Below are 26,677 nucleotides of genomic sequence, written 5' to 3' on the forward strand. Positions count from 1 at the left end.
GATGCAATCGGCTTTTTGGGTTGTAGCGTGGAGAGGAACATGGCACCTGCCAATATGACCTGTCATACGAATGCCTCAGCTTCAAATCCCTGCGCCTGTAGCGGTTGGATGGTCCACTTGCTCATTCTCCTGAAAATCCCTGCGATAGAACCAGCCGATCAAGACAGCAATGGTCGTCATAACCGCAGCCAGCAGATACACCTGTACCATTCCGAAGCGGTCTGCATACCAACCCAGGAACAGCAAAGACAGACCGAAGGCGAGATTCGTAAGCACATCAATACCCGCCATTACTTTGGGGAGCTGAGCCGCTGGGGCGCTCGTTTGCAGCAAGGTTCGGCGAATAATTCCAGCCATTTGAACGGGTATACCGGATATTGCAAAAAGAACCAGTGCAGCGACCGGGATCGTATTGAGCGCAAACACAACGGTAATCAGTACATATACCATTAACGCCCCCAGCATATACAGAAAGCTGTTCTTTTGTAACCGTTTCACCAAACCAACGACGAGAAGCCCGCCTAAAATCATGCCCGAAAAAAAGGAGGCATTCATAAAGCCCCACCAGCTCTCATCTTGATGCAGCACTTGTGTCACATATGCCAGGATGAACACGCCAACCCACGAGGTTCCTCCAATGGTATCCACACTATCCACGATCATCAGAGAACGGATGCGGCGGTTATGCCAAATGATCTTCCACCCTTCTCCAAGCTCCTTCCAGTATGCCCCCTTCTTCTTCTCTTGGGCCAACCCAGCTTCATTCGAAGAAGGATCAGACGATTCAGAACGTACTTCCTCTTGTACCAGCGGATCACGGATGAAGGACGTGACGATAGCGGCCACGAAATAGCAACACGATGCGACCATCAGCGTATTCAACGAGCCTAGCCAGACAATGACAATACCGCTTAGTGCCCAGCCTGCGCATTTAACTACTTGATCACTGACTGACACCATACCGTTCGCGCGCATGAGTCCTTCACCCGTAGCCAGACGAGGAACCAACGCATTACGAGCAGGATTGGTCCATCCATCCAGAAAAGACATGCCGAATACCATAATAAAAATAAAGAAAAAAGACTTCTGCCCAGGCGTATTCCACAGGTACAACAATAACAGCGTGAAAATTACAAACTGCCCTAGCTGAGAAAACAACAGAACCCGATTCAACCGGAAGCGACTGAGAATAATCGGTGCCACCAGCCCGCTAAGAACCTGCGAAGACAAACGAAACAACGGGATCAAAATGGTCGTCATTAATGAATCACTTGAAGTAAACACCAATACCACGATACTCAGCAGATAAATAATATCCGCCACATTGGAAACCGTCTGGGATCCCCATAGATAATAAAAAGAGCGTTTGATCAAAAAATTTTCCCCCTCTTTGGTACATTGCCGAGTTATGTATTTCCATAACCAAACCTCCCCTGTTGATATTACAATTCTGTCAAATGTCTGGTTTTTTGTATATTCTACACACACCCTTAAATTTCCTTCTTTTATCTTTAAAGGAAATTCAGTGTCCAGTAAGACTTTCATGCCTATTTTCAATTTTATCCACAACAAAAAAGCGTCTGTAGCGCTCTTTTTCACCTAAAAACAAGCGATATAGAACACTGCGACGCTTCTTAACCTATCAGTTACATTTATTTTATGTCATAACACGCTTCTACTTGGATCAGGATTTTGCAAAATCGTCGGATGTATATCCAGCTCGCTTTGCTCCCTACTTCGTTAAATCCTCCACAAACTTAGGCAAAACAAACGCCGCCTTGTGCAAACGTGGACTATAATACCGCGTATCCATCTCTGGAATTTGCGTCTCGTCTACTTCGAGCGGATCATACTTCTTGCTGCCCAGCGTGAATGTCCATAGACCGCTCGGATAGGTCGGAATGTTCGCTCCGTACACACGTACAATCGGGAAAATCTCCTTCACATCCTTGTTGACCTTCTGAATCAAATCAGCCTTGAACCAAGGGTTGTCCGTCTGCGCCACGAAAATGCCATCTTCCTTCAGCGCTTCAAAAATGCCTTGATAAAATCCGCGCTCGAACAGCGGGGCTGCCGGACCAACCGGCTCTGTCGAATCAACCATGATCACATCGTATTCATTTTTATGTTCAATAATATGCATGTATCCGTCATTGACCAGCACTTCCACGTTAGGCTCATCCAGCTTCCCGGCGATTTCAGGCAAATATTTTTTGGAATATTCGATCACCTTGCCGTCAATCTCAACCAGCACAGCCTTTTCCACCTCTGGGTGCTTGATAACCTCACGAATGACGCCGCCATCGCCGCCGCCCACAACGAGTACCTTTTTCGGATTCGGATGGGTATTCAGAGCGGGATGTGCTACCATTTCATGATAAACGAATTCATCCTTCACGGTGGTCATCACCATACCATCCAGTACGAGCATATTGCCGAATTCCTCTGTCTCGATCATCGCCAGATCCTGATACTCCGTTTTCTCAGAGACATACGTTTGTTTGATTTTTGCTGTAATGCCGAAAGAGGAGGTTTGCTTCTCCGTAAACCACAAGTCCATCATATCAACCTTCTTTCTGATCAAAGTATGTGTCCGGCCATCCCTGTATCGTCCAGGTCGCGCTTTTACATCTCAGTCGCGCCAGCATAAACGTTGGCTTTCCTTATATATGCAACACGCAAACGCCGAGTTTGCTATATTTATTGTACCAAACACGCTGTGCTTTCACACTTTTTGCATCATAAAAGATACCTGGATAGACTGCAAAGGCATTTTCAGGCTCAAGCATGTTTAAAATACATACGTATACGCATCTGATGAATAGACGCTTTCGGATTGACCATACTGAGAACATCAACCATGGAAGGAGGTGGCAAGATGGCCGCTACAACCGGGCAATTTCCCAAACGCAAGCCACTCTGGCTTCGATGGTTTCGGGGACTGCTGTCACTCACCATTCTGACGGTCATCGCCGCCTGCATTTTGCTCGCCTATTTATATACCACCAGTCTCCCGCTCGCGGATACGGACCGGAATTCGCGTCTGCTCGATAGCCAGGGCCAAGTCATTGCCACCTTCTCTGCCGGAGGCAAGGAATCTATTCCCGTCCAGTTGGATCAAATTTCACCCGATCTGATTGCAGCTACGCTGGCTGTGGAAGACCGGAAGTTTTACGATCATTTCGGCTTTGATTTCAAAGGCCTGGGCAGGGCCGTGCTTGTCAATCTGACCCATTGGGATATGTCGCAAGGAGCCAGCACGCTGACACAGCAGCTAGCACGCAATCTGTACCTGTCTCATGAGAAAACGTGGACACGCAAGGCCAAGGAAGCCATTTATACTGCACAGCTTGAAATGAAGTACACCAAGAACGAGCTGCTGCAAATGTATTTGAACGAAATCTATTATGGGCACGGTGCCTACGGCATTGAAGCCGCATCGCAAATGTATTTCGGCAAATCCGCAAAAGATCTGGATTTGGCTGAAAGCGCCCTGCTGGCAGGTATTCCGAAGGGACCGACCTATTATTCGCCGTATAATCATATGAAGAATGCAAAGGATCGGCAAAAAATTGTGCTGGATTCCATGGCGCTCACCGGCAAAATTACGCCGGCCCAAGCTACCAGGGCCTATGAGGAAATGCTCGCCCTGCGGCCCGAGAGCCAGCGCCGGACGGTAGAAGCCGCTCCCTGGTTCCGCGATTATGTCCGCCAGCTTGCAACGAATCAGCTGGGAATCAGTGAAAGTGTGCTGGAGCATGGCGGCCTGAGCATTTATACCACATTGGACATGCATATGCAGCAGGCGGCCGAGGCGGCCGTAAATGAGGGCATGAAGGACAGCAACGGACTGGAAACAGCGTTGATCTCCATGGACCCGCGCAACGGGCATGTGAAGGCCATGGTTGGCGGGACCAATTATGTCGGCAATCAATATAATCATGCGCTTGCAACAACCCGGCAGCCCGGCTCATCCTTTAAGCCGATTATGTATCTAAGCGCGCTGGATTCCGGCGAATTGACGAGTACGTCCAAGTTCGAAAGCAGGCCGACATTGTTCCACTACGACAACAACCGCAAAACCTACAAGCCCAAAAATTTTGGCGACAAATATTTGGGCGAAATCGATCTGCGGCGGGCAATTGCAGCATCCGATAATATTTATGCTGTAAGCACCATTTTGAAGATCGGAACAGATAAAGTCATGGACCTCGCCCGCAAAATGGGCATTACGAGCGAGCTGAAGCCCGTACCTTCCCTCGCGCTGGGCGTATCGCCCGTCAGCCCGTTCGAGATGGCCTCGGCCTTCTCGGTCATCGGCAGCGGCGGGCAAAAGGTCGCTCCGGTGGCGGTGCTGCGCATCACCGATGCGGCCGGGCGGTCGCTCTACGAAGCACCGCAGGCCGCTCCGGTGCAGGTGGTGAAGCCCGCCTCCGCCTACGTCCTCACACGCCTGATGGAAGGCGTGTTCGAGGAAGGCGGCACCGGCAACCGGGTCGCGAAGCTGATCAAGCGCCCGGTTGCCGGCAAGAGCGGCACGACCAACACCGATGCGTGGATGGTCGGCTTCACGCCCGAGCTGTCCACCGCCGTCTGGGTCGGCTATGACAAGGGCAAGGCCATCAGCACGCAGGATGCCCGGCGGGCGGCACCGATTTTCGCGCAATATACGGAGAAAGCGCTGGAGAATGTGCCGCCCAAGATCTTCCCTATCCCTGACGGCGTCGTCAGCGCCTATATTGATCCGGCCAGCGGCAAGCTGGCTGCACCAGACAGTCCAGACAAGCGGCTGGAGGTATTCGTCAGCGGCACGGAGCCAAAGGAGACCTTGTCTGGGCAGAATAACCCACCGGCAGCGACACAGACTGACCAAGCGGAGCAGCAGGCAGAAAAGAAATCATGGTGGAGCAATTTCAAGCGATGGTGGATGGAGTAACAGCCAAAAAAGACTGAAGGAGCGTTATAAGCGCTTCTCTCAGTCTTTTTGCTTTCTTTTATTTACTCATATGTCCCATGTATCTCTCTTGTCACGATTAGCCGCAACGACCCGGTTCAGCACGCTTTCCCCAAAGGTGCGCTTACCAAAAGCAGCTAAACGCCTCAATCCGGTTGGTGTCTATACCAAAATAAGTCCAAAAACGACCATTCCACCGGAACCCCGCTACGGATGTTCTACCCACAAAGACAGGGTACATCCAGAAGCGCTGACCATTCGTCAGCCATATAAATGTGTTGCGGAACAAGCAACCGGAGATGGCTAAAGGATCAATAGCATAGGCCGTGGCCAGTGGCCTCGGTGGCGTAAATTGCGGCGGCGGGGCAGTCGGGGCCTGAGCTTGAAGTCCCGGTCCCGGAGGGCCCATCGGTCCTGGCGGCGGCGAGAACGGGCCCGGCCCTGGTGGAGGGCCAAAAGGCGGCTGCGGCTGTGGCGCAAAGCCCCCTCCCCCTGGTGGCGGGCCAGGAAATTGTGGGATCGAAGGACCTGACGGTGTAAGTGGACCCGGAGTGCCTGGTTGTGAAGGCACCTGTGGCATTAAAGACATGTGTTTCACTCCTTGTGTTCTAGGCTGATGTATCCTATGCAGGACATTAGCCCGTGGACTGGGCGAATCCCCATACCGTCAACGCATTCCGCTATTTCGCCTCTTTTCATCAGAAATTCTTATATCCTGACCCAATTAATTTCCTGTCCGGACATGCCTCAGCTCGATTTCATGCACCATCTTCATCTCAACTCGTTTTCTCAGCTCATGATACTGATCCAACATCCGATGCCTGTAGCCCAACTGTTCGGTCATCCAGCCCATCATAGAATCATCGCGATGCTCGGTAGACCAGCTAAACAAATCACTATATAGCTGACCAAAAGATTCCTCATTGCTGCGAGCGAATCGAATAGGCCGGGCCGTATACCCCAGCTTTAATTCCAGCATTTCATACAGCACATCCAAACGGTACTCCAATGCCTGCACACCTACTTTAGATACGTCACAGCTTTGTAGGTCCCAAATAAGCTCTCTAAAGGTTAATCCTACATGCTGCATAGCCAAATAAGACCACACACAACTGCCTGTAGCCGTTCCATGAGCCTCCCAAAGCGGATTCCACAAAATAGATTGAATTGTATCTTTTTGTGCTTCTCCAAACAAGGCAATACCAGCAATAATTCCCGCATTACAGTCTACGGAAGCATGCTGCTCCCCCCAATGTACCAATCGTGGGACGATATCTGCCTGAGTGCATTTAAAGCTCAATAAAGGTAAAAATTCATTAAACAAGCTCTGGTCCACCGCTTTTTCCAATTCGGCTGCCAATTGTTCACGATACGATTCACATGGAAGATGCACCAATCCCATACAGGCATCTACAGACGCAGCTCCATATTGCCCGTTTACCCAAGCGACGAGATCAGCCGTAGCCTCCGCATAACCCAAATACCCTAACACATGCAGCACACCATCAGGTATATGCTCCGGAGATGCCTGATTCCGCACGTAACGCTCGTACATATCCTGCGCCAACGCAGCATCCCCGCACCTCATGATCGGCTGAAGCAGCAGCCCCCTGATATAATGATAGGGATCGTCTACAAAAAGTCGGTATAGCTCCCAAGCATCCTCGCTTGTCCCATATTGGGCAACCACATCCGTATTGGCGGAAATGATGCTGGCATCCAGCTTCTTGCCAGAACCGAGCATTTCTACAAGCCTTGTTGTCGTGTCCATCATTCTGTTGTCCCCCTTTCACATCTATGTATGTCCTCATAAAGAGCTTCATTTATTGTGAATACTTTCATTCAAAAAGAGGAAAAATGGTAGCATCTACTATCCAGTTCAAGGGAGTTGACCTTATGCAAAATTCTCGCCCAAAAATTACAACATTTTTTATGTTCTCCGGTCAAGCAGAAGAGGCCATGCAATTTTATACCTCTGTGTTTAAGCCGTCGGACATCATTAGCGTACTTCATCAGGAGAACGGAACCGTGTTACATGCTGTATTCACCCTCAAAGGACAAACCTTCATGGCTATTGACCAAAATCATCAGGACAAGCACCCTTTTACCCCGGCTCTATCGCTATTCGTCACCTGTGATTCGGAAGAAGAAATTCACCGAGTGTTTGATCAGCTATCGCAGGAAGGCCGAGTTCTAATGCCCCTAGAGGCCTCGCCCGTAAGCCAACAATTCGGGTGGGTTGAGGACAAGTACGGAGTTTCATGGCAATTAAATCTGGCAAAATCATAACCTGGCTAATTTATTATAGGCTCTATGCAAAATAACCCGATTAAGACCACTCTGGTCTCAAACGGGTTATTCGTTATCAAAAAATACGTATTTAAGTTTTTCCGATTCTGGCATTGCTTACCTACGTGAAAAAGAAATAGACCGCCCCCAACCAAGGTACCGGTCTATTGTTCGACCCTACTGCCGACTGCTCTTTAAGCATTGGTTGTATACTGGAGTCGTGTTCGCGCACGACTCCTTTACTATTCTTACCTCAGTATAGCTCATTTTATTACGTAAATACAGCTTTTCTCTTCAAAAATTTTACTTATTGCTTCACTCTTTTACTTGTCAGGTACATATTCTATTAAGTCCGAAAGCTTGCAATCGAATGCATTCCAATTTCTTTTCTAACTATCTAATGGACTTCGAGAAGTTTATACAAAAAACAATAGACTATGCCCCATCTTTTTTTGGTAATATTACATTTAGTAGGTGCTAGTAAAAGGATGTGTGTTCATTGTATAGTGCAGATTGTGAAAAATGTTTTGGTCTATGCTGTGTAGCTTTACCTTATGCAAAATCTGCTGATTTTGCTTTTAACAAGGATGGAGGGACTCCTTGTCAGAACCTGAATGCCGATTATCGTTGTGATATTCATAAGAATTTAAGAAATAGCGGCTTGCGAGGCTGTACTGTATATGATTGCTTTGGGGCAGGCCAAAAAATTTCTCAAGTTATATACAACGGAAAAAGTTGGCGAGACGACCCGGCAATAGCCGAGGAAATGTTCAATATATTTCCCATCATGCAACAGCTTCACGAAATGCTTTATTACTTAAATGAAGCCCTTAGTTTAGAAGAAACTCACCCCATCTATACAGACTTGCAAGAAGCTATGGTAAAAACCGAGCAACTTACGGATCAAGATCCAAAATCCCTTATAGATCTTCATGTACCAACCCATAGGGCACTAGTTAATGATTTACTTTTACAAACAAGTGAGTTAGTGCGCGAAAAATTCAAGAAAAACATGGAACACAATAAATATAGTAAAAAAATTAGGAGCAGAGACCTCATAGGTGCTAATTTAAGAGCCACTAATCTTAGAGGTGCCAATTTAAGAGGAGTTTTACTTATTGCCGCTGACCTGCGAGATGCCGATCTGAGAAGGACCGACCTGATCGGTGCAGATTTTAGAGACGCTGATTTAAGTGGGGCTAATCTAGAGGGAAGTATTTTTCTTACACAAGCGCAATTAAATTCGGCCAAAGGCAATCATAAAACCAAATTACCCCCTTCTTTAAGCATTCCAAACCATTGGTTAGAGTAGATTTAATTCTATAGCACTCCTCTAAAGAAAAAACTAACCAAGAATTCCTGGTTAGTTTTTTTCTACATATTTTACTCGTTAAATCCTAAAAAATCCGCCCTATGAGCATGCGCAGCAGGAAGCAAAAATGCCAACTAGGCTTTCAAATGAACTCTTAATACAGGTACATCTGGAGATGTAGATGAACCTTCCAATATTTCCACATGACTGATCATCTCTTGCCCGTCTGGAACGATTACTGGAGTAATGATCGGCAATCCATCCCGTTGAATCGCATTCAGATCAAACTCCATCAATAATTGACCCGCTTTAATGCTATCCCCTGTTTGCACATGAGGATGAAAGCCCTGTCCTTTGAGGGAGACTGTATTAATCCCGACATGTATCAAAATTTGTACTCCGGATTCATGTTCAATGATCAGAGCGTGTTTGCTTTTCTCCATAACATGAGCAACCTTACCTGTAAAAGGAGCGATGACCTTCCCTTCAGTCGGGTGAATCGCGATGCCTTCCCCCATAGCCTTCGTAGAGAAAGCAGGGTCTGGAACCTCTTCAAGGGAAACCACTTGTCCTTTAACTGGCGCTATCATGTCGAATTCTTCAATACGAGGAACCGTCTTCTTTTTCAACCATTTAAACATAACGATGCCACCTTTTTTAACAGATTATATTCAAAAACAGTAAATAGGACTTAACTGCACTCTTTTAGGAACCGGTTCCACAGGAAAAATAAATAAAAATCGGATTTTGGAACCGATTTCTATTTGAATTATAGTAAGTGCCTGTCCAGGATGTCAAGGCGCTACTGTTCATATATTTTTGACAATTAAAATGCTGTTGCTTTGAGAGCCTAACCCTTATTCATATGATCCGCAAAAATAGACTAGCTAAGATAACGTTTATCTCAGTCAGGTTGTTTTAAGTATATCCATTCATTATTCTTCTCATTAAAAAAATACGCATTTAAGTATTATAACTCTCAAAAAAGTATTTTTTGTGGTATACTTTGCTAGTACAACATACGGCTAAAAGGGCGGTCGGCTAGTCTCCCCGAAGGGAGGTGATGCCCATGGAGGTTAAAGACACAATTTCCCTAATGATCATGTTTGGCATGTTCATTCTGGCATTGCTTACCTACATGAAAAAGAAGTAGACCGCCCCCCACAAGGTATCGATCTACTTCTGAACCTTACTGCCGACTGCTCTTTAAGCAGTGGTTGTACACTGGAGTCGTGTTGACGCACGGCTCCTTTACTATTCTTATCTCAGTATAGCTCATTTTATAACGTAAATACAGTTTTTTTCTTCAAAAGTTTTACTGGTTTCCCCTTCCACTTTACTTGTCCGGTACATATTCTATGAGGTCTGAAAGCTTACAATTGAAAGCATCACAAAGCTTAAATAAGGTTTCCAATTTTGCTTTTCTTACCCTTCCAGCGCCTGCTTCAATTCCTCAGGCGAAGCGTCCCACCATTCCTCGTTATGGGAGATCAGCAGGCTTTTGAGCGCTGCTTTATCCTCACTGCCGAGATCCTCCAGCATGAAACGACGCTTGAGCGCGTAATCCATACGGTTGACGTGATCGGCGAGAATTTTCCAGCCGCGTTTGGCTTCGTCGTCAATCAGCATCTCGCAAGCTGTCGCGCCGCCATACATACGTCCTTCGGGCGTGCGATCCACGGCTACCCATACCAGCCATACCTGGCGTCCGTTCGGTACGTCCTCTTTATTCGTAGAGAACTTGATTCCACGCTCCACTTTACTTTTGGCATGCATGGCACCAATATCAATTTTTGCCTCTCCCTGGTCAATGATGACAGGAGACATGCTGTTCAGATCGATTGAGCCTGCACCGAAGCCCTTATGTTTACTCTTGCCACTGACAATGTTCAGTGCAATCTGTTTTTTGCCGTCCGGCTGATTTTCACTCATGCGTCACTAGGCCTCCATTTTCCGTCTTCACACTCTATTCTACACTACAAATATTTTAACTAATAATCTCGTGAAAGCAAACATATACATGCTGTAGATGCTTGTCAACGGGAGGTATCCATTGTATGACCCCAGCACGCACCAAAATCGTTTTATTGTCTACACTAGCCCTCGGTCTCCTCGCAGGGACGTTATGGTTTGCCTGGCAGCCACAATCGTCATCCGATCCGCAATCCATAGGCCAACCAGCACGTGGCTCCCAGTCTGAGTCTGCGCTTGCGCCAGATACGGGCAAGCCTTCAGGGGCAAACATCCTGGCTGAGCTGCCTAAGAATCCTCCACAGCCTGCCTCAGAAATTCTCAGCAAAAGGGTGGTGGAGTATCACATTGATGTTTCCTTGGAAGAAGGACAGGTTTTGCGAGGTACAGAGACAATGACCTGGAAGCATCCGGGGAAGAAAACCGTGAACGATCTGTATCTCCATCTATACCCAAATGCCTTTTCTTCCATGGATACCACCTTTATGAAGGAATCCGGGGGCAAGCTGCGCGGAGACACCATGCCCAAGGACGGCTTCGGCTCCATGACGCTGACTGAGCTCAAGACGGAAGACGGCTTATCCCTTCTGCACCGTACTCAATATGTACAACCGGATGACGGTAACGCAAATGACCGCTCGCTCATGAAGGTACGTCTGCCCAAGCCGGTACGAGGTGGCGAAGAAATTACACTATATATGAAGTTTGAGGTCAAGCTGCCTGCCATTTTCGCACGGATGGGCGCGACAGATGATTTTGTAATGGCAGGACAGTGGTTTCCCAAGCTCAGCGTTTATGAGACTGCAGGACAGCGCGGGCGTGCCGAGGAGGGCTGGAATCTCCATCAGTATCATGGCAACTCCGAGTTTTATGCCGATTTTGGAATTTACAGCATACGGATTCGAGTACCTGAAACGCACATCGTAGCCGCAACCGGTTTTCCCACTCGCGGAGCAGTCCGACAAAATGGACAGAAAATATATCAATTTTATGCCGATGACGTGCACGATTTTGCCTGGGCCGCTTCACCCAACTTTGTAACCGTAGAAGAACCCTTTTCTTCTGCTGAAGTCCCCGGTGTCAAAATCAAGCTGTATCTCGACCCGTCGCACAAGGAACTCAAGGGACGCTATTTGAGCGCAGTCAAAGCCGCCCTTTCGTATTACAGCAAATGGTACGGGCCTTATCCATACTCCACCCTGTCCATCGTGGTTCCACCCAAAACAGGCAATGGCGCCGGAGGTATGGAATATCCGACACTGATCACGGCCGCCGCCGCAGATAACCTGAACCCCGGCTATAACCTGGAGCGGACATTAGTTCACGAAATTGGACATCAATATTTCTACGGGATGGTAGCCAATAATGAATTTGAGGAACCGTGGCTGGATGAAGGCTTCACCTCCTATGCAGAGGAACGACTTATGGAGCAGGAATACGGGCTCACCCCCAACTTGCCGCTACAATCAGGCCAGATAGCATCTCCTCAACCGCTAAACCGCGAGTCATGGAAGTATGGCTCCTCTGCAGCGTATGGGCAGAATGCCTACTCTCGAGGAAAGCTGGTACTGCAGGGCATTGAACGTCAGGTCGGAATAAAAAAAATGGATCGCATCATGCGCACTTACGTCCAGACGTACCGTTTCAAACATCCGTCATCACAGGATTTTCAACGTATCGTTGAGAGAGTCACCGGACGCTCATGGAGCCACTATTTTGAACAATATGTATATGACGGCCAGATGGCGGACTTCTCGGTGGATCGCATCACGAACCACAAGCTGGAGAAAGGATATGAAGCGGTCGTGACGCTGAGCAAAAAAGGTGCGGATTATCCCAAAATCCCCGTTCAATTTACCTTCAAGGATGGGACAACGATATTCAAGGCCTGGGACGGGGCGGGTAAAAGCACAACTTATCGGCTCAAGAGCGCCTCTCCCGTTTCATACGTGACCGTTGATCCGCTATATACCATTGCGCTGGAGAACAAGCATATCAACAATAGCCTGAAGGCCGAACTGAACGAAAGGCAGCAAACTCGTTGGAGCATAAGTGTAACCAAGCTGTTGGAGACACTGCTTGGAAGTCTGTCATGGTGAGGTGTCTATAGATGCGGACGGTTATAAAAGAAGGCTGGGCGCTTGTGCGCATACAATTTTATATTGTCATTATTCTGTTTCTGTATCAGCTGCTGTGGGGAATATTTCTCTACAGGCTGGTGCAATCCGCCGTAATCCCGCTACTGCTGCGCTACCCCGATCAGGGGCATAACGAGTTGGGCAAGACCTTGTTCTGGATGGAAAGCCAAATTGCCCTCATGGACAACCGGGAAGTGCATATATACTTGTGGGTACTACTGGGAGCGACGGTGCTGCGTATGCTGATCACTCCCTTCATTAGAGCCGGAATATATCAAAGTCTGCATACCTATGCGACCGAGCCGCAAAGCCTGTCCTTCTTCCGTGGAATGAAACGCCATGGCTTGTCATCGCTGCTTTATTACATCATTGAGCTGGGACTATTACTGCTTCCCGCTATCTGGGTGATGCCGAGGCTCTACCCTATTGTAGCAGGAGCGCTACAATCTCCCTCTTACCTTCTGCATATGTTGCCATATGCCATCGGATGGATCGCATATGGCTGGTTCATCCGGCAGTGCATCCTGTACATGCAGTTGGGCACCGTCGGTGGTCACGCCATACTGTCGTCCTTGCTCGCCTTTTTTCGCCAGATCGTCCCAGCTATTGGCATATCATTTTTGCTGGGTGCTTGTGTGCTGCTTGTCTTCGCTCTATTCGGCACCGTAGCAATGATTTGGACGGGTATGCTGGCACTCATTCTCCAGCAATCGTATCATTTTGTTACCAGTCTGGTCAGACTGTGGCACATCAGCTCTCAATACCGGCTGTGGCATACCGATATTTCCAGCAGAAGCTGAGCTCTGTCGAAAAATCTCTGTTCATTCCTACACAAACGGCACCTAACTGCATACTTTTAACAAAATCTGTTCCTGAGATATCAGGGACAGATTTTTTTTGTAACTTTTTGCGATGAAACATTTGCCAAAGCCAGCGGACTTTGTTACAATAGTCGCAGTGAACTGATAGTAACAACTTTGTAATCTTTATTGTAACCTTTATCTCAAAAGCTCGTTATAGTGAATACGCTCTCCAAGGTGCACATCATAAGTTAAGCCTAATTCCTGGCACCTGGGAAGCGGGGGAACCAGTTTGGGTGAATTGATCTCGCAACAGAGTGGTCATAGGGGAACCTTCTACCGAATCCTTAAGCTAACCTCGCAGGCATTGGAAGGGGTATATTTTTTTTGAAGAAGAAGCTAACGATCGCAGCCATGGGTCTTGCCATTGCCTTTACATCTTTTACATTCGGTGGCGGCAGTGCATATGCAGACTCTAAGATGGACCAGATCATCCAAGATGCCAAAGGAACAAGCTACAGAAGCGGAGGCACTACACTCGAAGGATTCGATTGCTCCGGCTTCACAATGTATGTATTTAACAAACTGGGAATTAAACTGCCGCATCAATCTGGTTCACAATTCAAAATGGGATCTTCCGTATCCCGCGATGAAATGAGACCTGGAGATCTGGTGTTCTTTAACACAACAGGAAGAGGCATTTCCCATGTAGGTATCTTCGTAGGTGAAGGGAAATTCGCTCACTCCTCGTCTTCACGTGGTGTAGTAGTTAGCTCACTGAACGAAAATTATTATGCTAACCGTTATGTCGGTGCAAAAAGAATCATGAGCACTGACGCTTACCACGCCGTAGCTTCTGAAACTCCTGATGACGACAATGTAGAATAACTGACGCATAGCAAGCTAACCTTAGCCGCAATTTGATTCTGGCCGGAATCGAATTGCGGTTTTTTATGTCCCCAACATCAGCAATGATTATGATTACTAACGAACTGACATCTCAAAAGGTTTCAATTTTAGCGAACGAGAAAGTAAACACGCTTGCCATTCCTCTGTAACTTGTCTACAATCTGTTGTTAACAGTTTAAGTACCTGTAAAAGGAGGATGTGAAGACATGCCTGCCTCAATATCTAACTTTCGGATCGTACCGATGGACGAGCATCAGGCAGCTGCAATCTGTGAATGGCGCTATGATCCACCCTACAATATCTACGGCTGGCTGCCCTGGGAACAAATGAAGGCGCTGGAAGTCGAATTTGGGAATCCCACACTTCGCCAAGAGCAATATGTTGCCGTATTGGATGAGGAGGGCAAGCTGACGGGATTTGCGCAATATTTCCCTATGGTTGGTGTAACCCGGCTGGGTCTTGGAATGCATCCCGACAGATGCGGACAAGGCAGGGGTTCCGATTTTGTCCGTGCGATTGCTGAGGAAGCCAGACGGCGCAATCCGCAGAATGAAATTGATCTGGAGGTGCTCACCTGGAATGAGCGCGCCATCCGGGCCTACAAGGCAGCTGGATTTGAGCTTACAGATACCTATGAACGACTGACTCCGGATGGCAAAAAGCCATTTTATTGTATGGTATATCAGCCCGACCACCAGAGCCAGGCTCTATGATAAAAGCGCCTTCGGCATACAACTTCTCTGTTGTATAGCGAAGGCGCTTTTATCATCATCCAGCAGATCATTACTGACTTAATGACTGCATGCTTAATGACTGCTACGCATTTTCTCAAAAGCTTCATTATATTGTTGGGCTTCCTTAATATCCACGGCCATAATACCGCCATCATCCCATGAGGTCAAACGCAAAGTCACGGTCTTGTAATCAATCGTAATAAACGGATGATGATTGAATGCTTCAGATATAGCAGCAACCTCATCCACGAATGCAATCCCTTTCATAAAACTGGAAAAATTATATTTCCGAACGATCCAACGTCCTTCCTCCAGTTCCCAGCCCTCCAATTTCTCCAGATGTGCTTCAATCTCTTCTTGTGTAAAAGGCATATTACGACTCCTCCCCATTTATACGGAAGCCTTTCAGCCGCTTATGCGGCCAAAACTACAATATAGTGGTGTACATATTACCACGGCCCCGTTGATAAATCCATAAGATGGCCTTCAGATTAAAGGGACCGACGTTAGCTCCTCATCTCCAATGAGAACATAGATCCGGTGCTGCTCTGGCTCATAGATCACAACGCCGCTGCCCACAGTAATGACAGGCTCTGTACCCAGCGCATAAAACAAATCCTCCGCCAACGCCTCGTTGACCTCCTGACGTCCCGCCGGGTCCAGCCTGTCCCAATCTTCTGCTTCCATTTCGAAAAATTCATAGCTGTCTGGAATGCGGCCTACAGCCTCTGTCAATTCGTTCAAAATTTGTTCATACTCCCGCCCATGCTTCACTCCCATGCCGTTTCCTCCAATTGTTCCGCCATGCAATACATAATCACCTTATTATACCGGAAATTCGTACTTAACAAAAAAGGGAGTTTTGTCGATAAATATTATAATCCGTCTCATAATGACACGCTTGGGGCAAGGACGACCCCGGCGGCATGAAAGGATTCAAAATCTATTCTCATGGATGAGGTGTATCATGCAAATTACAACCATTATTGGACTTGTGCTCGGGCTTTTGTCACTGGTCGTCGGGATGATCCTGAAGGGCGCGCCAGTCGTCAACTTGGTCAACAATCCCGCTGCTTACATGATTATTTTTGTCGGAACAGCAGCAAGTATATTCATGGCGTTTCCGATGGACGACATGAAACGGGTGCCAAAGCTGTTTAAAATTATTTTCACCCAGCAGAAATTGCTGGATCGCAAGGAGCTTATCACTACATTTACCGAATGGGCATCCATTACCCGTCGTGAAGGTCTGCTCGCGTTGGAATCCAAGGTCGAAGAGATCGACGATCCCTTTATGCGCGGCGGTATGCGTATGATTATCGATGGTAATGATCAGGAGTTCGTACGCGATGTTCTGATGGAAGACATTAACGCTACCGAAGATAGACACCGCGCCGGCGCACTGATTTTCTCCCAGGCTGGTATGTATGCTCCAACCCTTGGGGTTCTCGGTGCGGTCGTAGGTCTGATCGCGGCATTGGCCGACCTTAGTGACATGGAAAAGCTGTCTCACGCCATCGCTGCAGCCTTTATCGCAACGTTGCTGGGTATATTTACTGGTTATGTCCTGTGGCATCCAATGTCAAATAAGCTGAAACGACTCTCCAAAAAAGAGGTTGAGTTGAAGCTGATGATGGTCGAAGGCTTGCTCTCGATCCAATCGGGTATCTCTACCATTGCCATCAGCCAAAAGCTGGCGATCTTCTTAACTCCTACCGAACGGGCTAGTATGACCCAGAAGGATGGCGATTCCAGTGAGTAAAAAAAGACATGAACCGCATGAAGAACATGCAGACGAAAGCTGGCTGTTGCCATATTCCGACTTAATGACCCTTCTGCTGGCACTATTCATCGTCTTATTCGGTATGAGCTCGCTGGATGCCAAAAAATTCGAAACTATGGCTCAATCCCTGAGTGCGGCTTTTAGCGGCGGCACAGGCGTGCTGGATCAATCGGCTGCCAATCCGTCGTCACAATCCATGGATATGGGCAAAAATAAAGAACAGGTATCCCAACCCCTAAAATCCAAAGCCACTTCTACCTCTGAACTGCAAAAGCAGCTCGCCCAGCGGGAAGAGGAAGAATTAAAGAAGCTTAAAAAGCAAATGGATCAGTATATTCAAGATAACGGCCTGTCTCCACTGCTGAACACCAAGCTGAACCAATCCCAGCTAATGATCACTATTAGCGATAATGCCTTATTTTCATCAGGGCAGGCCGAAGTTAAGCCGGAAGCGAGAAAGCTGGCCAAGTCAATTTCCGACATGCTCCAGCAGTTTCCAGGCTATGATGTGATCGTATCGGGTCATACAGATAATGTTCCCATCTCCAACAGCCAGTTTCCGTCCAATTTTGATTTGAGCGCCAAGCGCTCACTGAATTTCTTGCGTATATTGTTGCTCAATCCGCAGCTCGACCCAACCAAGTTTGTATCTATCGGTTATGGCGAGTATCGCCCAATAGCGAGTAACCAAGATGGTCAAGGACGCGCAAAAAACCGCCGTGTTGAGATTTCCGTTCTCCGCAAATATCAGAACGGTACACAAGTTATTAGCCCTACCTCAAGTGCGAGTGAAGGTTGATCATGCATATGTTATATGAGCAAAGGCACCGCCGCATTTTCTATGCAGCTGGTGCCTTTTGGTTTAGCGATTCATGTAGCTGCCCTGTCCTCATGGGCTGTAGGCTGCGAGAAGCCCCTCTGGCTTAGCTAAGCGTATAATCGAGCATCTGACCAAGCTCCTGCTTTTCAGCCTCTGTCAGGTCGCGCCAGGCGCCTTTCTGGAGCGATCCCAATCGAATGTTCATGATCCGCAGTCGCTGCAGCTTTTGGACTTCATAGCCGAAAGCAGCACACATCCGCCGGATTTGACGATTCTTCCCTTCCGTCAGGATAATACGGAATACATACTCTGATACACGCGTCACCTCACAAGGCAGCGTCCGCTGGCCGAGTATTTTTACACCACTGGACATCCCCTGCACAAAAGATAATGTGACGGGACGATCCACCGTTACGATATATTCCTTCTCATGCTTGCCTTCGGCCCGTAAAATCTTATTCACAATGTCCCCATCATTGGTAAGTAAAATGAGACCTTCTGAATCCTTGTCCAGACGTCCGATTGGGAATATCCGCTGTGGGTGTCCCACAAAATCGACAATGTTGCCTCTAATGTGACTCTCTGTTGTGCTGGTTATTCCAACCGGCTTGTTCAATGCAATATATACATGATTGGACTTCTCGCGTAATGGCTTGCCGTTCACGCGAACGTCATCGCCTTCCTCCGCCTGGCTGCCCAGCACTGCCACTTCACCATTAATCGTCACGCGGCCGCTCTCTACCAGCTTGTCCGCCTCACGACGCGAGCAAAAGCCGGTTTCGCTGATAAACTTGTTAATGCGCAACCTGTGTACCCTCCATTTCTACTGTCACGCTTCCTCCTGCGTCCATCCCGTTACTCAGACTTGGCAATCGGAAGCTGCACAAGGGCTGTCGTTCCCTCTCCCTCTGTGCTTTCAATATCCAGTGTGCCTTTATGACTCTGTATAATACGCTGGCTGACCATAAGTCCGAGTCCTGTACCTGTTTCCTTGTTGGTGAAAAAAGGCTCTCCCAGCTTGGACAGCATTTCTGCGGGAATACCTGTCCCCTGATCCTGTATGATGATTTTAACGCTTTCTCCCTCCAAGAACAAATGAATCGTGATCATACCGCCTTTACTCATAGCTTCCATACTATTTTTAAGTAAATTAATGAATACCTGTTTTAACTGATTTTCTTCAGCGTATACAAGAGCAGGCTCCTCTGTGACCTGAAGGTTAAAAACAATACCCAGCAGATGCGCCTGACTATCAAGCAACGAAATGACATCGCTCACAATATAACGAACATCTTTTTTCTGAAAATGCACGGCCTGTGGCTTCGCCAATATTAAAAACTCGCCAACAATCAAATTAATGCGATCCAGTTCAGACATCATAATATCGTTGTGCTTCAAATTCAGCACTTGATTTTGCTGCTGTAGCTGGAGAAAGCCCCGTAGCGTGGTCAGCGGATTACGAATCTCATGCGCCACGCCTGCCGCCAGTTGTCCTACTGTTGTCAGTTTTTCTGATCTGCGCAGCAGTTCCTCCATCCGGTTGCGCCCTGTAATATCACGCGAGACGCTGATAAATCCCACAATTTCGCCTTCCTCATCCAGAATGGGCGACGTGCTCATACTAATCTCTACTGTACTTCCATCCTTGCGCAATCTAAGAGTCTCAATGGACACGATGCTTTCACCCTGAAGCAGGCTCTCCTTCTGCAGTTCATACTCCGCCTGTTGTTGTGGAGGTACAAATTCCAGCGTACGTCCAACCAATTCTTTCTTGGTCCAGCCGTATAAGGCTTCAAACGCATGATTAATCCGAACGACACGATCTTCCTGATCGGTCACAAGAATCGCGTCGGCTGTCTGATTAATAACCGATTCCAGATGCTCCTTTACAGAACGGTTCTCCTCATACATCTGTTCGAGTCTCCGTGTATACATACCCAGGTTGTAGGCCATCGCGTTGATACGCTCACCCAGCCGTGCCAGCTCATGGCCACCCTTAATTTCTAGCCGTGTATCAAAATGTCCATCGGCCATTTCATTCACCTTCGCCAGAATGGACTGAATAGGACGGACAAACAGACTGGCTAGCACATAGCTCCCAATAATGACAACCTCCAGGAGGACAATGGAAATGGCAATTAAGCTAATCAATTGTTTGGAAATAACAGAGGTAATCGTATCATAATTCATAACAATGCGAATGACATAGGCTTCACGGTTACTCGGATAAAAAGGTATGTAACTGACGAGAACCCGCTGGCCTTTAATATAACAATCTTGTACAATACTCTCCCCTGAGAGAATAGCCCTGGACACGGCCAAACGATCCTCCTGCACTCTAGTTAGTTGATAGGTGCCGAATTGGATCGGTTTGTTGTACATATAATAGTATTTCCAATCGTTCCCGTTCTTGTCCATCGTAGCGCCACCAAAGGTTGCAGGGTTAATACCTGTAATCTCCATGATGCGATAATCCACTTGCTGAGTCTGCTTTACGATCTCATCGGGGCTTAGGATGGATTCGAAATTTTGTACTGAAGTATACTGAAAGGAAATTCGAATTAAGTAGTTTCGTTTTTGGTCATAATAAAATCCCCATTTATTAATATGTGAGGAGTTTAAACCTGTGTAATCAAATGATCCGGTCCAAAAATGGTCCAAATTCTGTCCTTGCGCCATTCTAGCCTGTCCATGCGCATACAATTGGTCGACTGCATTTTTCCAATGTCCATTCAATGGATCGGATGACGTTACTTCTTTGGGATTTGAGGATTTGACAACCCTATATCCCTCCCCATCGCGAACTATCAAAGAAATATTAATATCCCTATGGCGTGTGGCTATCTGTTGAAGTTGTTCCTGCTGTATTTTTTGGATGTCAGGATCTAGCTGATTGGCAGCCAACGTGGCAGAAAGCCACAGATTATATCCGAGCTGTTTATCAACCTCCTCCCAGCTATGCCGGGTTTGTTCGATGGCTTCTCCGATAATTTTAGCTGTCAGAACCATTTTCGTTTCGCTGTCACTTCTTAGATTTTCGTGGGTCGTGTAATAATTAAGTGCGATATTTAATAAAAGGATAAACAGGACTGACCCCGACAAAATAATCGTTATTTTGATTTTTATTGACACACTAAATTCTCACCTCTTGCCGTATGCTGGCGATTACTGGCAATTGCTAACTCAATGATACCGTAATAACGGCCGTGATACCAGCATTTACATTTCCCGGTTATACATAAATACACACCATGTGTATAGTGTTGTCAATATAGAGTCGTTTGCCTACAATATAGTAAGATAATCATCCACAAGTAATCCACAAATACACAGGTTTTATCATAGATTGTGGATATATCTGTGGACAAGTATATTGTTATCCACAATTTTATTCACATCATGTTAACAACGGAATATTTGTTCGTTGGATAATTCCGCGTTTGAGAGGAGCATTTTCCCAGTGACCATTATGGATCACGCCTATTGGATGAAAGAAGCCATTCAGGAAGCGTACAAGGCAGAAGCGTTGGGTGAGGTACCGATCGGAGCTGTCATCGTAAAAGATAATGAAATCATAGGCCGCGGCTATAATTTGCGTGAGACCGATGCAGACCCGACAGCACATGCAGAGATTATTGCCATTCGTCAAGCAAGTGAACATCTGGGTGCTTGGCGACTGCTGGATTGCAGGCTGTATGTCACTTTGGAGCCGTGCCCGATGTGCGCCGGGGCTATTGTGCAGTCACGGGTTCCCCACTTGATATATGGCACCACAGATCCCAAGGCTGGCTGCGCAGGCACACTGATGAATTTATTACAGGAGCCCCGGTTCAATCATTGCACAGAGGTAACCAGTGGTGTGCTTCAAGAGGAATGCGCCTCGTTGCTAACGAGTTTCTTTCGAAATCTTCGGCAAAAGAGAGCCGCCGCAAAGTTGTCTTTTCCTCCGTCTTCATCCTGAGGATGAAATCCGAAGCATTTACTCCCACACAACCGTAGTCAGTCGTTATACATCTGATTGCAAACTCCCTATGGAAGGAGATCAGCTCATGCCCATGAGCTTGTATAATACGCCTCAAGGTATCTTTTTACGGCCATTAGGCTTGGAGGACAGTGAATCCCTTCTCGCCCTTAGAATGCGAAACAGGGAGTCACATGCGCTGTACGAGCCGCTTTACGAGGATTCATTTTTTAGATTAGAGAAACAGCAGGACTACATCCGTCAGAGACTGCGTCAAGCCGAAGAGGACCGAGGGTACATGTTAGGTATCTTTCTTTTAAAGGAAGAGCGGCTCATCGGATATATTTCCATTTCCAATCTGGTGCGTGGAGTTGGACAATTTGCCGATATCGGCTACATGCTGGATCAGCATGAACAGGGCCGAGGTCATATGACAGCTGCCTTGAAGTTGACCATACAATATGCCTTCCGTGCGCTCTCCCTTCACCGTCTCCAGGCGGGTACTCTCTTGCATAATGCCCGCTCACAGCGCGTATTGGAAAAATGCGGCTTCCAGCCAGAAGGTATTGCCCGCAAGCTGGTACAAATCCAGGGAACCTGGCAGGATCACCAGATGTTCGGACTTTTAGCCGAGGATGACGTGTGGCAGACCTAAATGACTGCACAGGGTGATCATACAGCATTAAAACAAAAACCGCCCGGCGTTAAGCCGAGCGGTTTTCCTGCATCATATGGTGAATGTTAAGGAGCAACAGTTTGCATTTTTTGTTGCAATTGTTCGATTGTCAGGACTTGGTCGCCTGTTGGAATACCTACTTTAAATGTTGCCTTTTCATTGATTTTGCTGGATTGCGTGTAGCCTGTTACAGACAATTTTATATTGTCTTTTGTATCCGGATCATTTACTTCCACATTAGCATTCAGGTCTTGATACACAGGAATGTTATCCTTGTTCAAAGCTGTGTTAATGTCAAATTGTTTCACCGTCAAATAATTTTTCAACTCATCCAAACTTTTGCTAACTTCACTGGTATTGGATTGCAATTCTTTCTTTGCTTCAGCCAGTTCTTCCTTCTTCACTTGAAGCATGCCAGCATATTCGTCTTTAGACATGATATCAAATAATTTAGGAAGCGCCTTAGTAATAAATGTATCAGTAGCTTGCTTCACATTGTCGTTCGTAATTTTGAATTGAACCACTTGTTTAGCTTCAACGCCTTGTGGCAGTTTAGCATCTTTAGGATCAATATCAAAGAAATACGTAGCTTGATCGTACTCGCCCATAATTGCGGCAATCACTTCGTTCGCAAATTTTTGCGATTTTTCCTGATCCATCACTGCAGGGTTGAATTCTTGTCCGGATTGCTTAGCCAGTTCTTGCGGATCGATAACCAGGAATTTACCTACAACGTCCTGTGGAAGCGGGTAGAACGGAATATTCGGAACTTTAACGTACAATTTATCCTTAGTCATAACCATTGGAATCGTGAAGCTGGTGGAGAGATCACCTTTCAAATGAATGCCGAGCGTCATTTCAGATTGCAAAGGTTCTTTTTGATACACACCGTCCAGCGTAATGTCTGCATTTTTCAGCATATTGGTCATCATTGCACTTTGTTCACTTGGTAGAGTAGCGAGTGAAATTGTCAGATCCTTCACTGTGAATTGACTTTTGAATTCATAAGAGTTCAACTTCATTGCATTTGCAGTACCAGTCGTAACTGCTTCTTTCGGTTCTAGCTTCTTGCTGCAACCTACCAGGGCTACCGTCAAAAGCAACACCATCGTGAGTACCAAGACGGATAACTTTTTACTCATTGTGTAAATTCTCTCCTCTCGTAATTAACCCCTTTTATAATACTAACCAAAAAATACACACCCTTTATTTTACCGCATTTTCTCAAACAACGAAACACTTATTGGAAAAATTTCTTACAATAAGCACAAAGACACCCTGGTTCTTTAACCAAGGTGTACTGTATTATGCAATATATTTTTAGGAAAAAAGTCTATATGCTTATGACCCTTCTCTGTTATGGTGAGTGACATGATTCCGTTGTTTCACCTTTTTAGAACCGGACAGCGGCTCCTGCTGATGATTACGCTCACGTTTTTCGTTTCTTCCACCGGAATCCTGTGCCTCGGGAACAGGAATGGCTTTAGATTTGCCCATTTATGCATCCTCCGTTCTCAGTCTTTACGCTGATTCATCATAAAATCCGTATATTACCATTTAAAATAGGACTAAAGATGGTGCAGATCCTCCGTTTTATCGTGATTTAGTGAATCCTGATGACGGCGGTCATTACGATCCTGCTGAACCTGCTGTGCTTGATGACTATTAACAGGACGCTGCTCCAAATCATCTACAATATTGGACAGGTTCTTGTCCAGTCCGTTTTTGGCTTTTGTCATATAGCCTTTTCCCCCTTATTCCTTCATGACTACGAATGCGTCAATGACTGCAACGTCTGAGCACATTGGTGAATATGGCGAGTATAATCAGATACCAGCTGTTGGATGATATCTGTTCGTTCATCCACCGACTTACCATCCCGTTCTACATCGACCAAGCTAACCTGCACTTCTCGGGAATCTACATAGATGCATGCAAAGTCAAAGGAGTACATTTGTCGGCCCTCAACCTTAATGTGGATTCGTATAGCCCGGTTGTCTGCTTCATCTGTCTGTACCTGTACTTTATCTCCTGAATTCAAAAGAATCGGCAGTTGTTCCTGCCAAGCTTCTACCAGCTTTTGCTGATCTACTGTCATTTCTCGATTCATGCCAGCACCTCCACATCTGATAACGTGTGAAAAAAGCAGGCTTTTTATACAACAAAAAAGCCATTCTCCACGATTCCTGATCCTTAGCGTTTAAAGCCAATGCATCAGCTATCGTATTTGAATGACTTGGTTATTATTTATAAAATGGCGGAGAGGATGGGATTCGAACCCATGTGAGCTTGCACTCTAACGGTTTTCAAGACCGCCCCGTTATGACCGCTTCGGTACCTCTCCAGGTGGTAAATGGATAAAGCTGCTTCCTTTTAAAACTAACTCAGGCGCAACAAAATTATTTTACCACAGACTTTCTACAAATGCAATGCCTACTGTTTGGGAGTTATAACCTCGACGCCTCGCATGTATGGACGCAGCACTTCAGGGACCACAATACTTCCGTCTTCCTGCTGATAGTTCTCCAAAATAGCGGCCACCGTACGCCCTACAGCCAATCCTGAGCCGTTCAGCGTATGTACAAATTCAGGCTTTGCCTTCGCATCTGGACGGAACCGGATGTTCGCACGACGTGCCTGGAAGTCTTCGGTGTTAGAGCACGAAGAAATTTCGCGGTACATGCCGCTCTCAGGCAGCCACACTTCCAAATCGTACGTTTTGGCAGCAGTAAATCCCATATCCCCGGTGCAAAGTGCCAGCACGCGATATGGAAGACCAAGCAGCTGCAGCACACGCTCAGCATCATTCGTCATTTTCTCCAATTCCTCGTAAGAGGTATCCGGATGAACCAGCTTGAGCATCTCTACCTTATTGAACTGATGCTGGCGAATCAAACCACGTGTGTCCCGGCCTGCTGATCCTGCTTCTGAACGGAAACAAGAGCTGTATGCCACATAATACTTTGGAAGCTGCTCCGCATTCATAATTTCTTCGCGGTGGTAGTTCGTTACCGGAACTTCAGCCGTAGGAATGAGGTAATACTCGGTGTCGCGCAGCTTGAACAAATCCTCTTCAAACTTCGGAAGTTGCCCTGTTCCATAGAGACTGTCGCGATTCACAATGTATGGAGGAAGCATTTCTTCATACCCATGCTCACTGCTGTGCAGATCCATCATAAAGTTAATCAGCGCACGCTCCAGTCGTGCTCCCAGCCCTTTGTAAAACGTGAAACGAGAACCCGTTACCTTAGCTGCGGCTTCAAAATCAAGAATGTCCAAGTTCTGTGCCAATTCCCAATGCGCTTTGGGCGTAAATGAAAACTCACGCGGCTCCGACCAGCGACGGATTTCCACATTATCCTCTTCCGAGGCACCTACAGGCACTGTGTCATTGGGAATATTCGGAATGGACATCACTTGTTCGTCGATCTGAACCTCCAGCTCGCGTACTTGCTCATCCAATTCTTTAATACGATCGGAGACCTGACGCATTTCGGCAATAAGATCATCCGCATTTTCCTTGTTCTTTTTCAGCTTGGCTACTTCACCAGATACGACATTCCGGCGATTTTTGAGTGCTTCACTTTCCTGAAGCAGCTCACGACGGCTTACATCCAAATCTGTAAAACCCTTTATCAGATCCAGCGATTTGCCTCTGTTCTGTAAAGCTTTTTCAACCCGACCAAGCTCATTACGTAAAATCTTTATATCTAACACAGGTAATCCCTCCTACACTACAACCTGACTTTCCGCTATTCGCGGACCATATCCACAAAATACTGATGTAACCGGTAATCGTCTGTTAATTCCGGATGGAAGGATGAAGCCAGCAAATGCCCCTGACGGGCGGCTACGATCTCGCCGTTGTACTCAGACAGTACGTCTACTCCTGTTCCAACAGACATGATTAACGGTGCGCGTATAAACACAGCCCGAACCGGCTGCTCAATCCCTTTAATACTCAAGTCTGTTTCGAAGCTTTCCCGTTGGCGACCAAAAGCATTACGCGATACTGTAATATCCATCAGTCCCAAGTGCGCTTCTTCCTGCCCTTGAATTGTTTTGGCCAGCACGATCAATCCTGCACAGGTACCAAATATAGGCTTACCTTGCGTGGAAAACTGACGTATAGCATCTATAAATTCATACTTGTGCATTAGCTTGCCTATGGTTGTGCTTTCGCCGCCGGGAATGATAAGACCGGACAGCTCATCGAGCTGTTCGATCTTCTTCACCGCCACGCCTTCAGCACCTGCACATTCAACACTACGTATATGCTCAGCTACAGCGCCTTGCAGCGACAATACTCCTATTTTCATGCCGGTCCCTT

Annotated in this window: 28 protein-coding genes, 1 tRNA gene, 1 pseudogene and 1 riboswitch; of the genes and pseudogenes, 12 read left to right on the forward strand and 18 right to left on the reverse strand. The window is 46.8% G+C overall.

From position 1 onward, the window contains the following. Positions 1-81: 81 nt before the first annotated feature. The gene (locus tag B4V02_RS24630) at positions 82-1,374 is read right to left on the reverse strand and encodes an MFS transporter (RefSeq protein WP_094156788.1); all 1,293 of its coding nucleotides are present in this window, start codon (positions 1,372-1,374) and stop codon (positions 82-84) included. 358 nt (positions 1,375-1,732) lie between these two features. After that, positions 1,733-2,560: a polyamine aminopropyltransferase gene (speE, locus tag B4V02_RS24635; protein ID WP_094156789.1), complete on the reverse strand. Its 828-nt coding sequence runs from the start codon at positions 2,558-2,560 to the stop codon at positions 1,733-1,735. Positions 2,561-2,878: 318 nt separating this feature from the next. Here speE and B4V02_RS24640 point away from each other — a divergent pair, with 318 nt between their 5' ends. Next, complete coding sequence (locus B4V02_RS24640) at positions 2,879-4,936, forward strand: transglycosylase domain-containing protein (protein ID WP_094156790.1); 2,058 nt, start codon at positions 2,879-2,881, stop codon at positions 4,934-4,936. Between the two features lie 142 nt (positions 4,937-5,078). On the opposite strand, the gene B4V02_RS24645 is transcribed toward B4V02_RS24640, so the two are convergent. Then, positions 5,079-5,543, reverse strand: a complete 465-nt coding sequence (locus B4V02_RS24645; RefSeq protein ID WP_094156791.1) for a transporter — start codon at positions 5,541-5,543, stop codon at positions 5,079-5,081. Between the two features lie 135 nt (positions 5,544-5,678). Next, on the reverse strand, positions 5,679-6,728 hold the full coding sequence (locus B4V02_RS24650) for a hypothetical protein (protein ID WP_094156792.1): 1,050 nt from the start codon (positions 6,726-6,728) through the stop codon (positions 5,679-5,681). A 122-nt stretch (positions 6,729-6,850) separates the two neighbouring features. Here B4V02_RS24650 and B4V02_RS24655 point away from each other — a divergent pair, with 122 nt between their 5' ends. Together B4V02_RS24655 and B4V02_RS24660 are read left to right on the forward strand one after the other, a co-directional pair. Beyond that, entirely contained in the window at positions 6,851-7,243 is a 393-nt protein-coding gene (locus B4V02_RS24655) for a VOC family protein (protein ID WP_094157084.1), read from the forward strand. Between the two features lie 499 nt (positions 7,244-7,742). Then, on the forward strand, positions 7,743-8,555 hold the full coding sequence (locus tag B4V02_RS24660; protein ID WP_094156793.1) for a pentapeptide repeat-containing protein: 813 nt from the start codon (positions 7,743-7,745) through the stop codon (positions 8,553-8,555). A gap of 134 nt (positions 8,556-8,689) precedes the next feature. Here the strand turns inward: B4V02_RS24660 and B4V02_RS24665 are convergent, their stop codons facing one another. Further along, a complete protein-coding gene (locus B4V02_RS24665; RefSeq protein ID WP_094156794.1) occupies positions 8,690-9,196 on the reverse strand; it encodes a PTS sugar transporter subunit IIA in 507 nt (168 codons plus the stop codon). A gap of 461 nt (positions 9,197-9,657) precedes the next feature. Between B4V02_RS24665 and B4V02_RS26895 the strand changes: the two genes are divergently transcribed. Further along, entirely contained in the window at positions 9,658-9,708 is a 51-nt protein-coding gene (locus tag B4V02_RS26895) for a putative holin-like toxin (RefSeq protein ID WP_229716897.1), read from the forward strand. Between the two features lie 183 nt (positions 9,709-9,891). Here the strand turns inward: B4V02_RS26895 and B4V02_RS24670 are convergent. Further along, positions 9,892-9,984 (reverse strand): annotated as a pseudogene (locus tag B4V02_RS24670) (helix-turn-helix domain-containing protein); the annotation flags it as partial. Beyond that, a complete protein-coding gene (locus B4V02_RS24675) occupies positions 9,981-10,487 on the reverse strand; it encodes a YwhD family protein (protein WP_007428088.1) in 507 nt (168 codons plus the stop codon). The gene B4V02_RS24675 and the pseudogene B4V02_RS24670, both read right to left, overlap by 4 nt. 125 nt (positions 10,488-10,612) lie before the next feature. On the opposite strand from B4V02_RS24675, the gene B4V02_RS24680 reads away from it, so the two are divergent. From B4V02_RS24680 to B4V02_RS24695, 4 genes are all read left to right on the forward strand, one after another. Then, positions 10,613-12,625, forward strand: coding sequence for a M1 family metallopeptidase (locus B4V02_RS24680; protein ID WP_094156795.1), 2,013 nt, complete (start codon positions 10,613-10,615; stop codon positions 12,623-12,625). 11 nt (positions 12,626-12,636) lie between these two features. Further along, complete coding sequence (locus B4V02_RS24685) at positions 12,637-13,464, forward strand: hypothetical protein (protein WP_094156796.1); 828 nt, start codon at positions 12,637-12,639, stop codon at positions 13,462-13,464. 244 nt (positions 13,465-13,708) lie between these two features. Further along, positions 13,709-13,846: riboswitch (cyclic di-AMP (ydaO/yuaA leader) on the forward strand. A 5-nt stretch (positions 13,847-13,851) separates the two neighbouring features. Next, positions 13,852-14,352 (forward strand): C40 family peptidase, encoded by a 501-nt coding sequence (locus B4V02_RS24690; protein WP_007428085.1) that lies wholly within the window; start codon positions 13,852-13,854, stop codon positions 14,350-14,352. Between the two features lie 227 nt (positions 14,353-14,579). After that, the gene (locus B4V02_RS24695; RefSeq protein WP_094156797.1) at positions 14,580-15,086 is read left to right on the forward strand and encodes a GNAT family N-acetyltransferase; all 507 of its coding nucleotides are present in this window, start codon (positions 14,580-14,582) and stop codon (positions 15,084-15,086) included. A gap of 93 nt (positions 15,087-15,179) precedes the next feature. On the opposite strand, the gene B4V02_RS24700 is transcribed toward B4V02_RS24695, so the two are convergent. Both B4V02_RS24700 and B4V02_RS24705 read right to left on the reverse strand, forming a co-directional pair. After that, positions 15,180-15,479: a 4a-hydroxytetrahydrobiopterin dehydratase gene (locus tag B4V02_RS24700; protein ID WP_007428083.1), complete on the reverse strand. Its 300-nt coding sequence runs from the start codon at positions 15,477-15,479 to the stop codon at positions 15,180-15,182. A 114-nt stretch (positions 15,480-15,593) separates the two neighbouring features. Further along, positions 15,594-15,887 carry a hypothetical protein gene (locus B4V02_RS24705; RefSeq protein ID WP_007428082.1) on the reverse strand — a complete coding sequence of 98 codons (294 nt, stop codon included), beginning with the start codon at positions 15,885-15,887 and terminating at the stop codon, positions 15,594-15,596. Between the two features lie 187 nt (positions 15,888-16,074). Here B4V02_RS24705 and motA point away from each other — a divergent pair, with 187 nt between their 5' ends. Further along, on the forward strand, positions 16,075-16,869 hold the full coding sequence (gene motA, locus B4V02_RS24710; RefSeq protein ID WP_007428081.1) for a flagellar motor stator protein MotA: 795 nt from the start codon (positions 16,075-16,077) through the stop codon (positions 16,867-16,869). Continuing rightward, positions 16,862-17,689 carry a flagellar motor protein MotB gene (gene motB / locus B4V02_RS24715; RefSeq protein ID WP_010346543.1) on the forward strand — a complete coding sequence of 276 codons (828 nt, stop codon included), beginning with the start codon at positions 16,862-16,864 and terminating at the stop codon, positions 17,687-17,689. The genes motA and motB overlap by 8 nt, the downstream gene beginning before the upstream one ends. A gap of 124 nt (positions 17,690-17,813) precedes the next feature. Here the strand turns inward: motB and rluF are convergent, their stop codons facing one another. Next, positions 17,814-18,515: a 23S rRNA pseudouridine(2604) synthase RluF gene (gene rluF / locus B4V02_RS24720; RefSeq protein WP_007428079.1), complete on the reverse strand. Its 702-nt coding sequence runs from the start codon at positions 18,513-18,515 to the stop codon at positions 17,814-17,816. A 50-nt stretch (positions 18,516-18,565) separates the two neighbouring features. Further along, positions 18,566-20,842 (reverse strand): PAS domain S-box protein, encoded by a 2,277-nt coding sequence (locus B4V02_RS24725; protein ID WP_094156798.1) that lies wholly within the window; start codon positions 20,840-20,842, stop codon positions 18,566-18,568. A 328-nt stretch (positions 20,843-21,170) separates the two neighbouring features. On the opposite strand from B4V02_RS24725, the gene tadA reads away from it, so the two are divergent. Both tadA and B4V02_RS24735 read left to right on the forward strand, forming a co-directional pair. Further along, positions 21,171-21,671, forward strand: a complete 501-nt coding sequence (gene tadA, locus B4V02_RS24730; protein ID WP_007428077.1) for a tRNA adenosine(34) deaminase TadA — start codon at positions 21,171-21,173, stop codon at positions 21,669-21,671. Positions 21,672-21,759: 88 nt separating this feature from the next. After that, on the forward strand, positions 21,760-22,326 hold the full coding sequence (locus B4V02_RS24735) for a GNAT family N-acetyltransferase (protein WP_094156799.1): 567 nt from the start codon (positions 21,760-21,762) through the stop codon (positions 22,324-22,326). A gap of 86 nt (positions 22,327-22,412) precedes the next feature. Here the strand turns inward: B4V02_RS24735 and B4V02_RS24740 are convergent, their stop codons facing one another. The 7 genes from B4V02_RS24740 to pdxT form a co-directional block, all read right to left on the reverse strand. Further along, positions 22,413-23,489: a hypothetical protein gene (locus tag B4V02_RS24740; protein WP_094156800.1), complete on the reverse strand. Its 1,077-nt coding sequence runs from the start codon at positions 23,487-23,489 to the stop codon at positions 22,413-22,415. Positions 23,490-23,688: 199 nt separating this feature from the next. Next, complete coding sequence (locus B4V02_RS24745) at positions 23,689-23,844, reverse strand: small acid-soluble spore protein P (protein WP_007428074.1); 156 nt, start codon at positions 23,842-23,844, stop codon at positions 23,689-23,691. Positions 23,845-23,915: 71 nt separating this feature from the next. Continuing rightward, positions 23,916-24,086 carry a hypothetical protein gene (locus tag B4V02_RS26235; protein WP_007428073.1) on the reverse strand — a complete coding sequence of 57 codons (171 nt, stop codon included), beginning with the start codon at positions 24,084-24,086 and terminating at the stop codon, positions 23,916-23,918. A 29-nt stretch (positions 24,087-24,115) separates the two neighbouring features. Then, complete coding sequence (locus B4V02_RS24750; protein ID WP_094156801.1) at positions 24,116-24,457, reverse strand: hypothetical protein; 342 nt, start codon at positions 24,455-24,457, stop codon at positions 24,116-24,118. A 145-nt stretch (positions 24,458-24,602) separates the two neighbouring features. Next, positions 24,603-24,691 (reverse strand) — tRNA-Ser (locus B4V02_RS24755). 89 nt (positions 24,692-24,780) lie between these two features. Next, positions 24,781-26,064 carry a serine--tRNA ligase gene (serS, locus tag B4V02_RS24760; RefSeq protein ID WP_094156802.1) on the reverse strand — a complete coding sequence of 428 codons (1,284 nt, stop codon included), beginning with the start codon at positions 26,062-26,064 and terminating at the stop codon, positions 24,781-24,783. 35 nt (positions 26,065-26,099) lie between these two features. After that, the gene (gene pdxT / locus B4V02_RS24765) at positions 26,100-26,666 is read right to left on the reverse strand and encodes a pyridoxal 5'-phosphate synthase glutaminase subunit PdxT (protein ID WP_007428070.1); all 567 of its coding nucleotides are present in this window, start codon (positions 26,664-26,666) and stop codon (positions 26,100-26,102) included. Positions 26,667-26,677 lie beyond the last annotated feature (11 nt).

Origin of the sequence: Paenibacillus kribbensis (assembly GCF_002240415.1) — a bacterium.
Taxonomy (GTDB): domain Bacteria; phylum Bacillota; class Bacilli; order Paenibacillales; family Paenibacillaceae; genus Paenibacillus; species Paenibacillus kribbensis.

Coding starts and splice junctions, on each gene's coding strand:
- B4V02_RS24700 (WP_007428083.1), bottom strand. CDS start 15,479: ATGCCTTTTACACAAGAAGAGATTGAAGCACATCTGGAGAAATTGGAG.
- B4V02_RS24750 (WP_094156801.1), bottom strand. CDS start 24,457: ATGAATCGAGAAATGACAGTAGATCAGCAAAAGCTGGTAGAAGCTTGG.
- B4V02_RS24640 (WP_094156790.1), top strand. CDS start 2,879: ATGGCCGCTACAACCGGGCAATTTCCCAAACGCAAGCCACTCTGGCTT.
- B4V02_RS24680 (WP_094156795.1), top strand. CDS start 10,613: ATGACCCCAGCACGCACCAAAATCGTTTTATTGTCTACACTAGCCCTC.
- B4V02_RS24655 (WP_094157084.1), top strand. CDS start 6,851: ATGCAAAATTCTCGCCCAAAAATTACAACATTTTTTATGTTCTCCGGT.
- B4V02_RS24745 (WP_007428074.1), bottom strand. CDS start 23,844: ATGGGCAAATCTAAAGCCATTCCTGTTCCCGAGGCACAGGATTCCGGT.
- B4V02_RS24645 (WP_094156791.1), bottom strand. CDS start 5,543: ATGTCTTTAATGCCACAGGTGCCTTCACAACCAGGCACTCCGGGTCCA.
- motA (WP_007428081.1), top strand. CDS start 16,075: ATGCAAATTACAACCATTATTGGACTTGTGCTCGGGCTTTTGTCACTG.
- B4V02_RS24675 (WP_007428088.1), bottom strand. CDS start 10,487: ATGAGTGAAAATCAGCCGGACGGCAAAAAACAGATTGCACTGAACATT.
- B4V02_RS24705 (WP_007428082.1), bottom strand. CDS start 15,887: ATGGGAGTGAAGCATGGGCGGGAGTATGAACAAATTTTGAACGAATTG.
- B4V02_RS24735 (WP_094156799.1), top strand. CDS start 21,760: ATGCCCATGAGCTTGTATAATACGCCTCAAGGTATCTTTTTACGGCCA.
- B4V02_RS24650 (WP_094156792.1), bottom strand. CDS start 6,728: ATGATGGACACGACAACAAGGCTTGTAGAAATGCTCGGTTCTGGCAAG.
- B4V02_RS26235 (WP_007428073.1), bottom strand. CDS start 24,086: ATGACAAAAGCCAAAAACGGACTGGACAAGAACCTGTCCAATATTGTA.
- B4V02_RS24665 (WP_094156794.1), bottom strand. CDS start 9,196: ATGTTTAAATGGTTGAAAAAGAAGACGGTTCCTCGTATTGAAGAATTC.
- B4V02_RS24685 (WP_094156796.1), top strand. CDS start 12,637: ATGCGGACGGTTATAAAAGAAGGCTGGGCGCTTGTGCGCATACAATTT.
- pdxT (WP_007428070.1), bottom strand. CDS start 26,666: ATGAAAATAGGAGTATTGTCGCTGCAAGGCGCTGTAGCTGAGCATATA.
- B4V02_RS24695 (WP_094156797.1), top strand. CDS start 14,580: ATGCCTGCCTCAATATCTAACTTTCGGATCGTACCGATGGACGAGCAT.
- B4V02_RS24740 (WP_094156800.1), bottom strand. CDS start 23,489: ATGAGTAAAAAGTTATCCGTCTTGGTACTCACGATGGTGTTGCTTTTG.
- speE (WP_094156789.1), bottom strand. CDS start 2,560: ATGGACTTGTGGTTTACGGAGAAGCAAACCTCCTCTTTCGGCATTACA.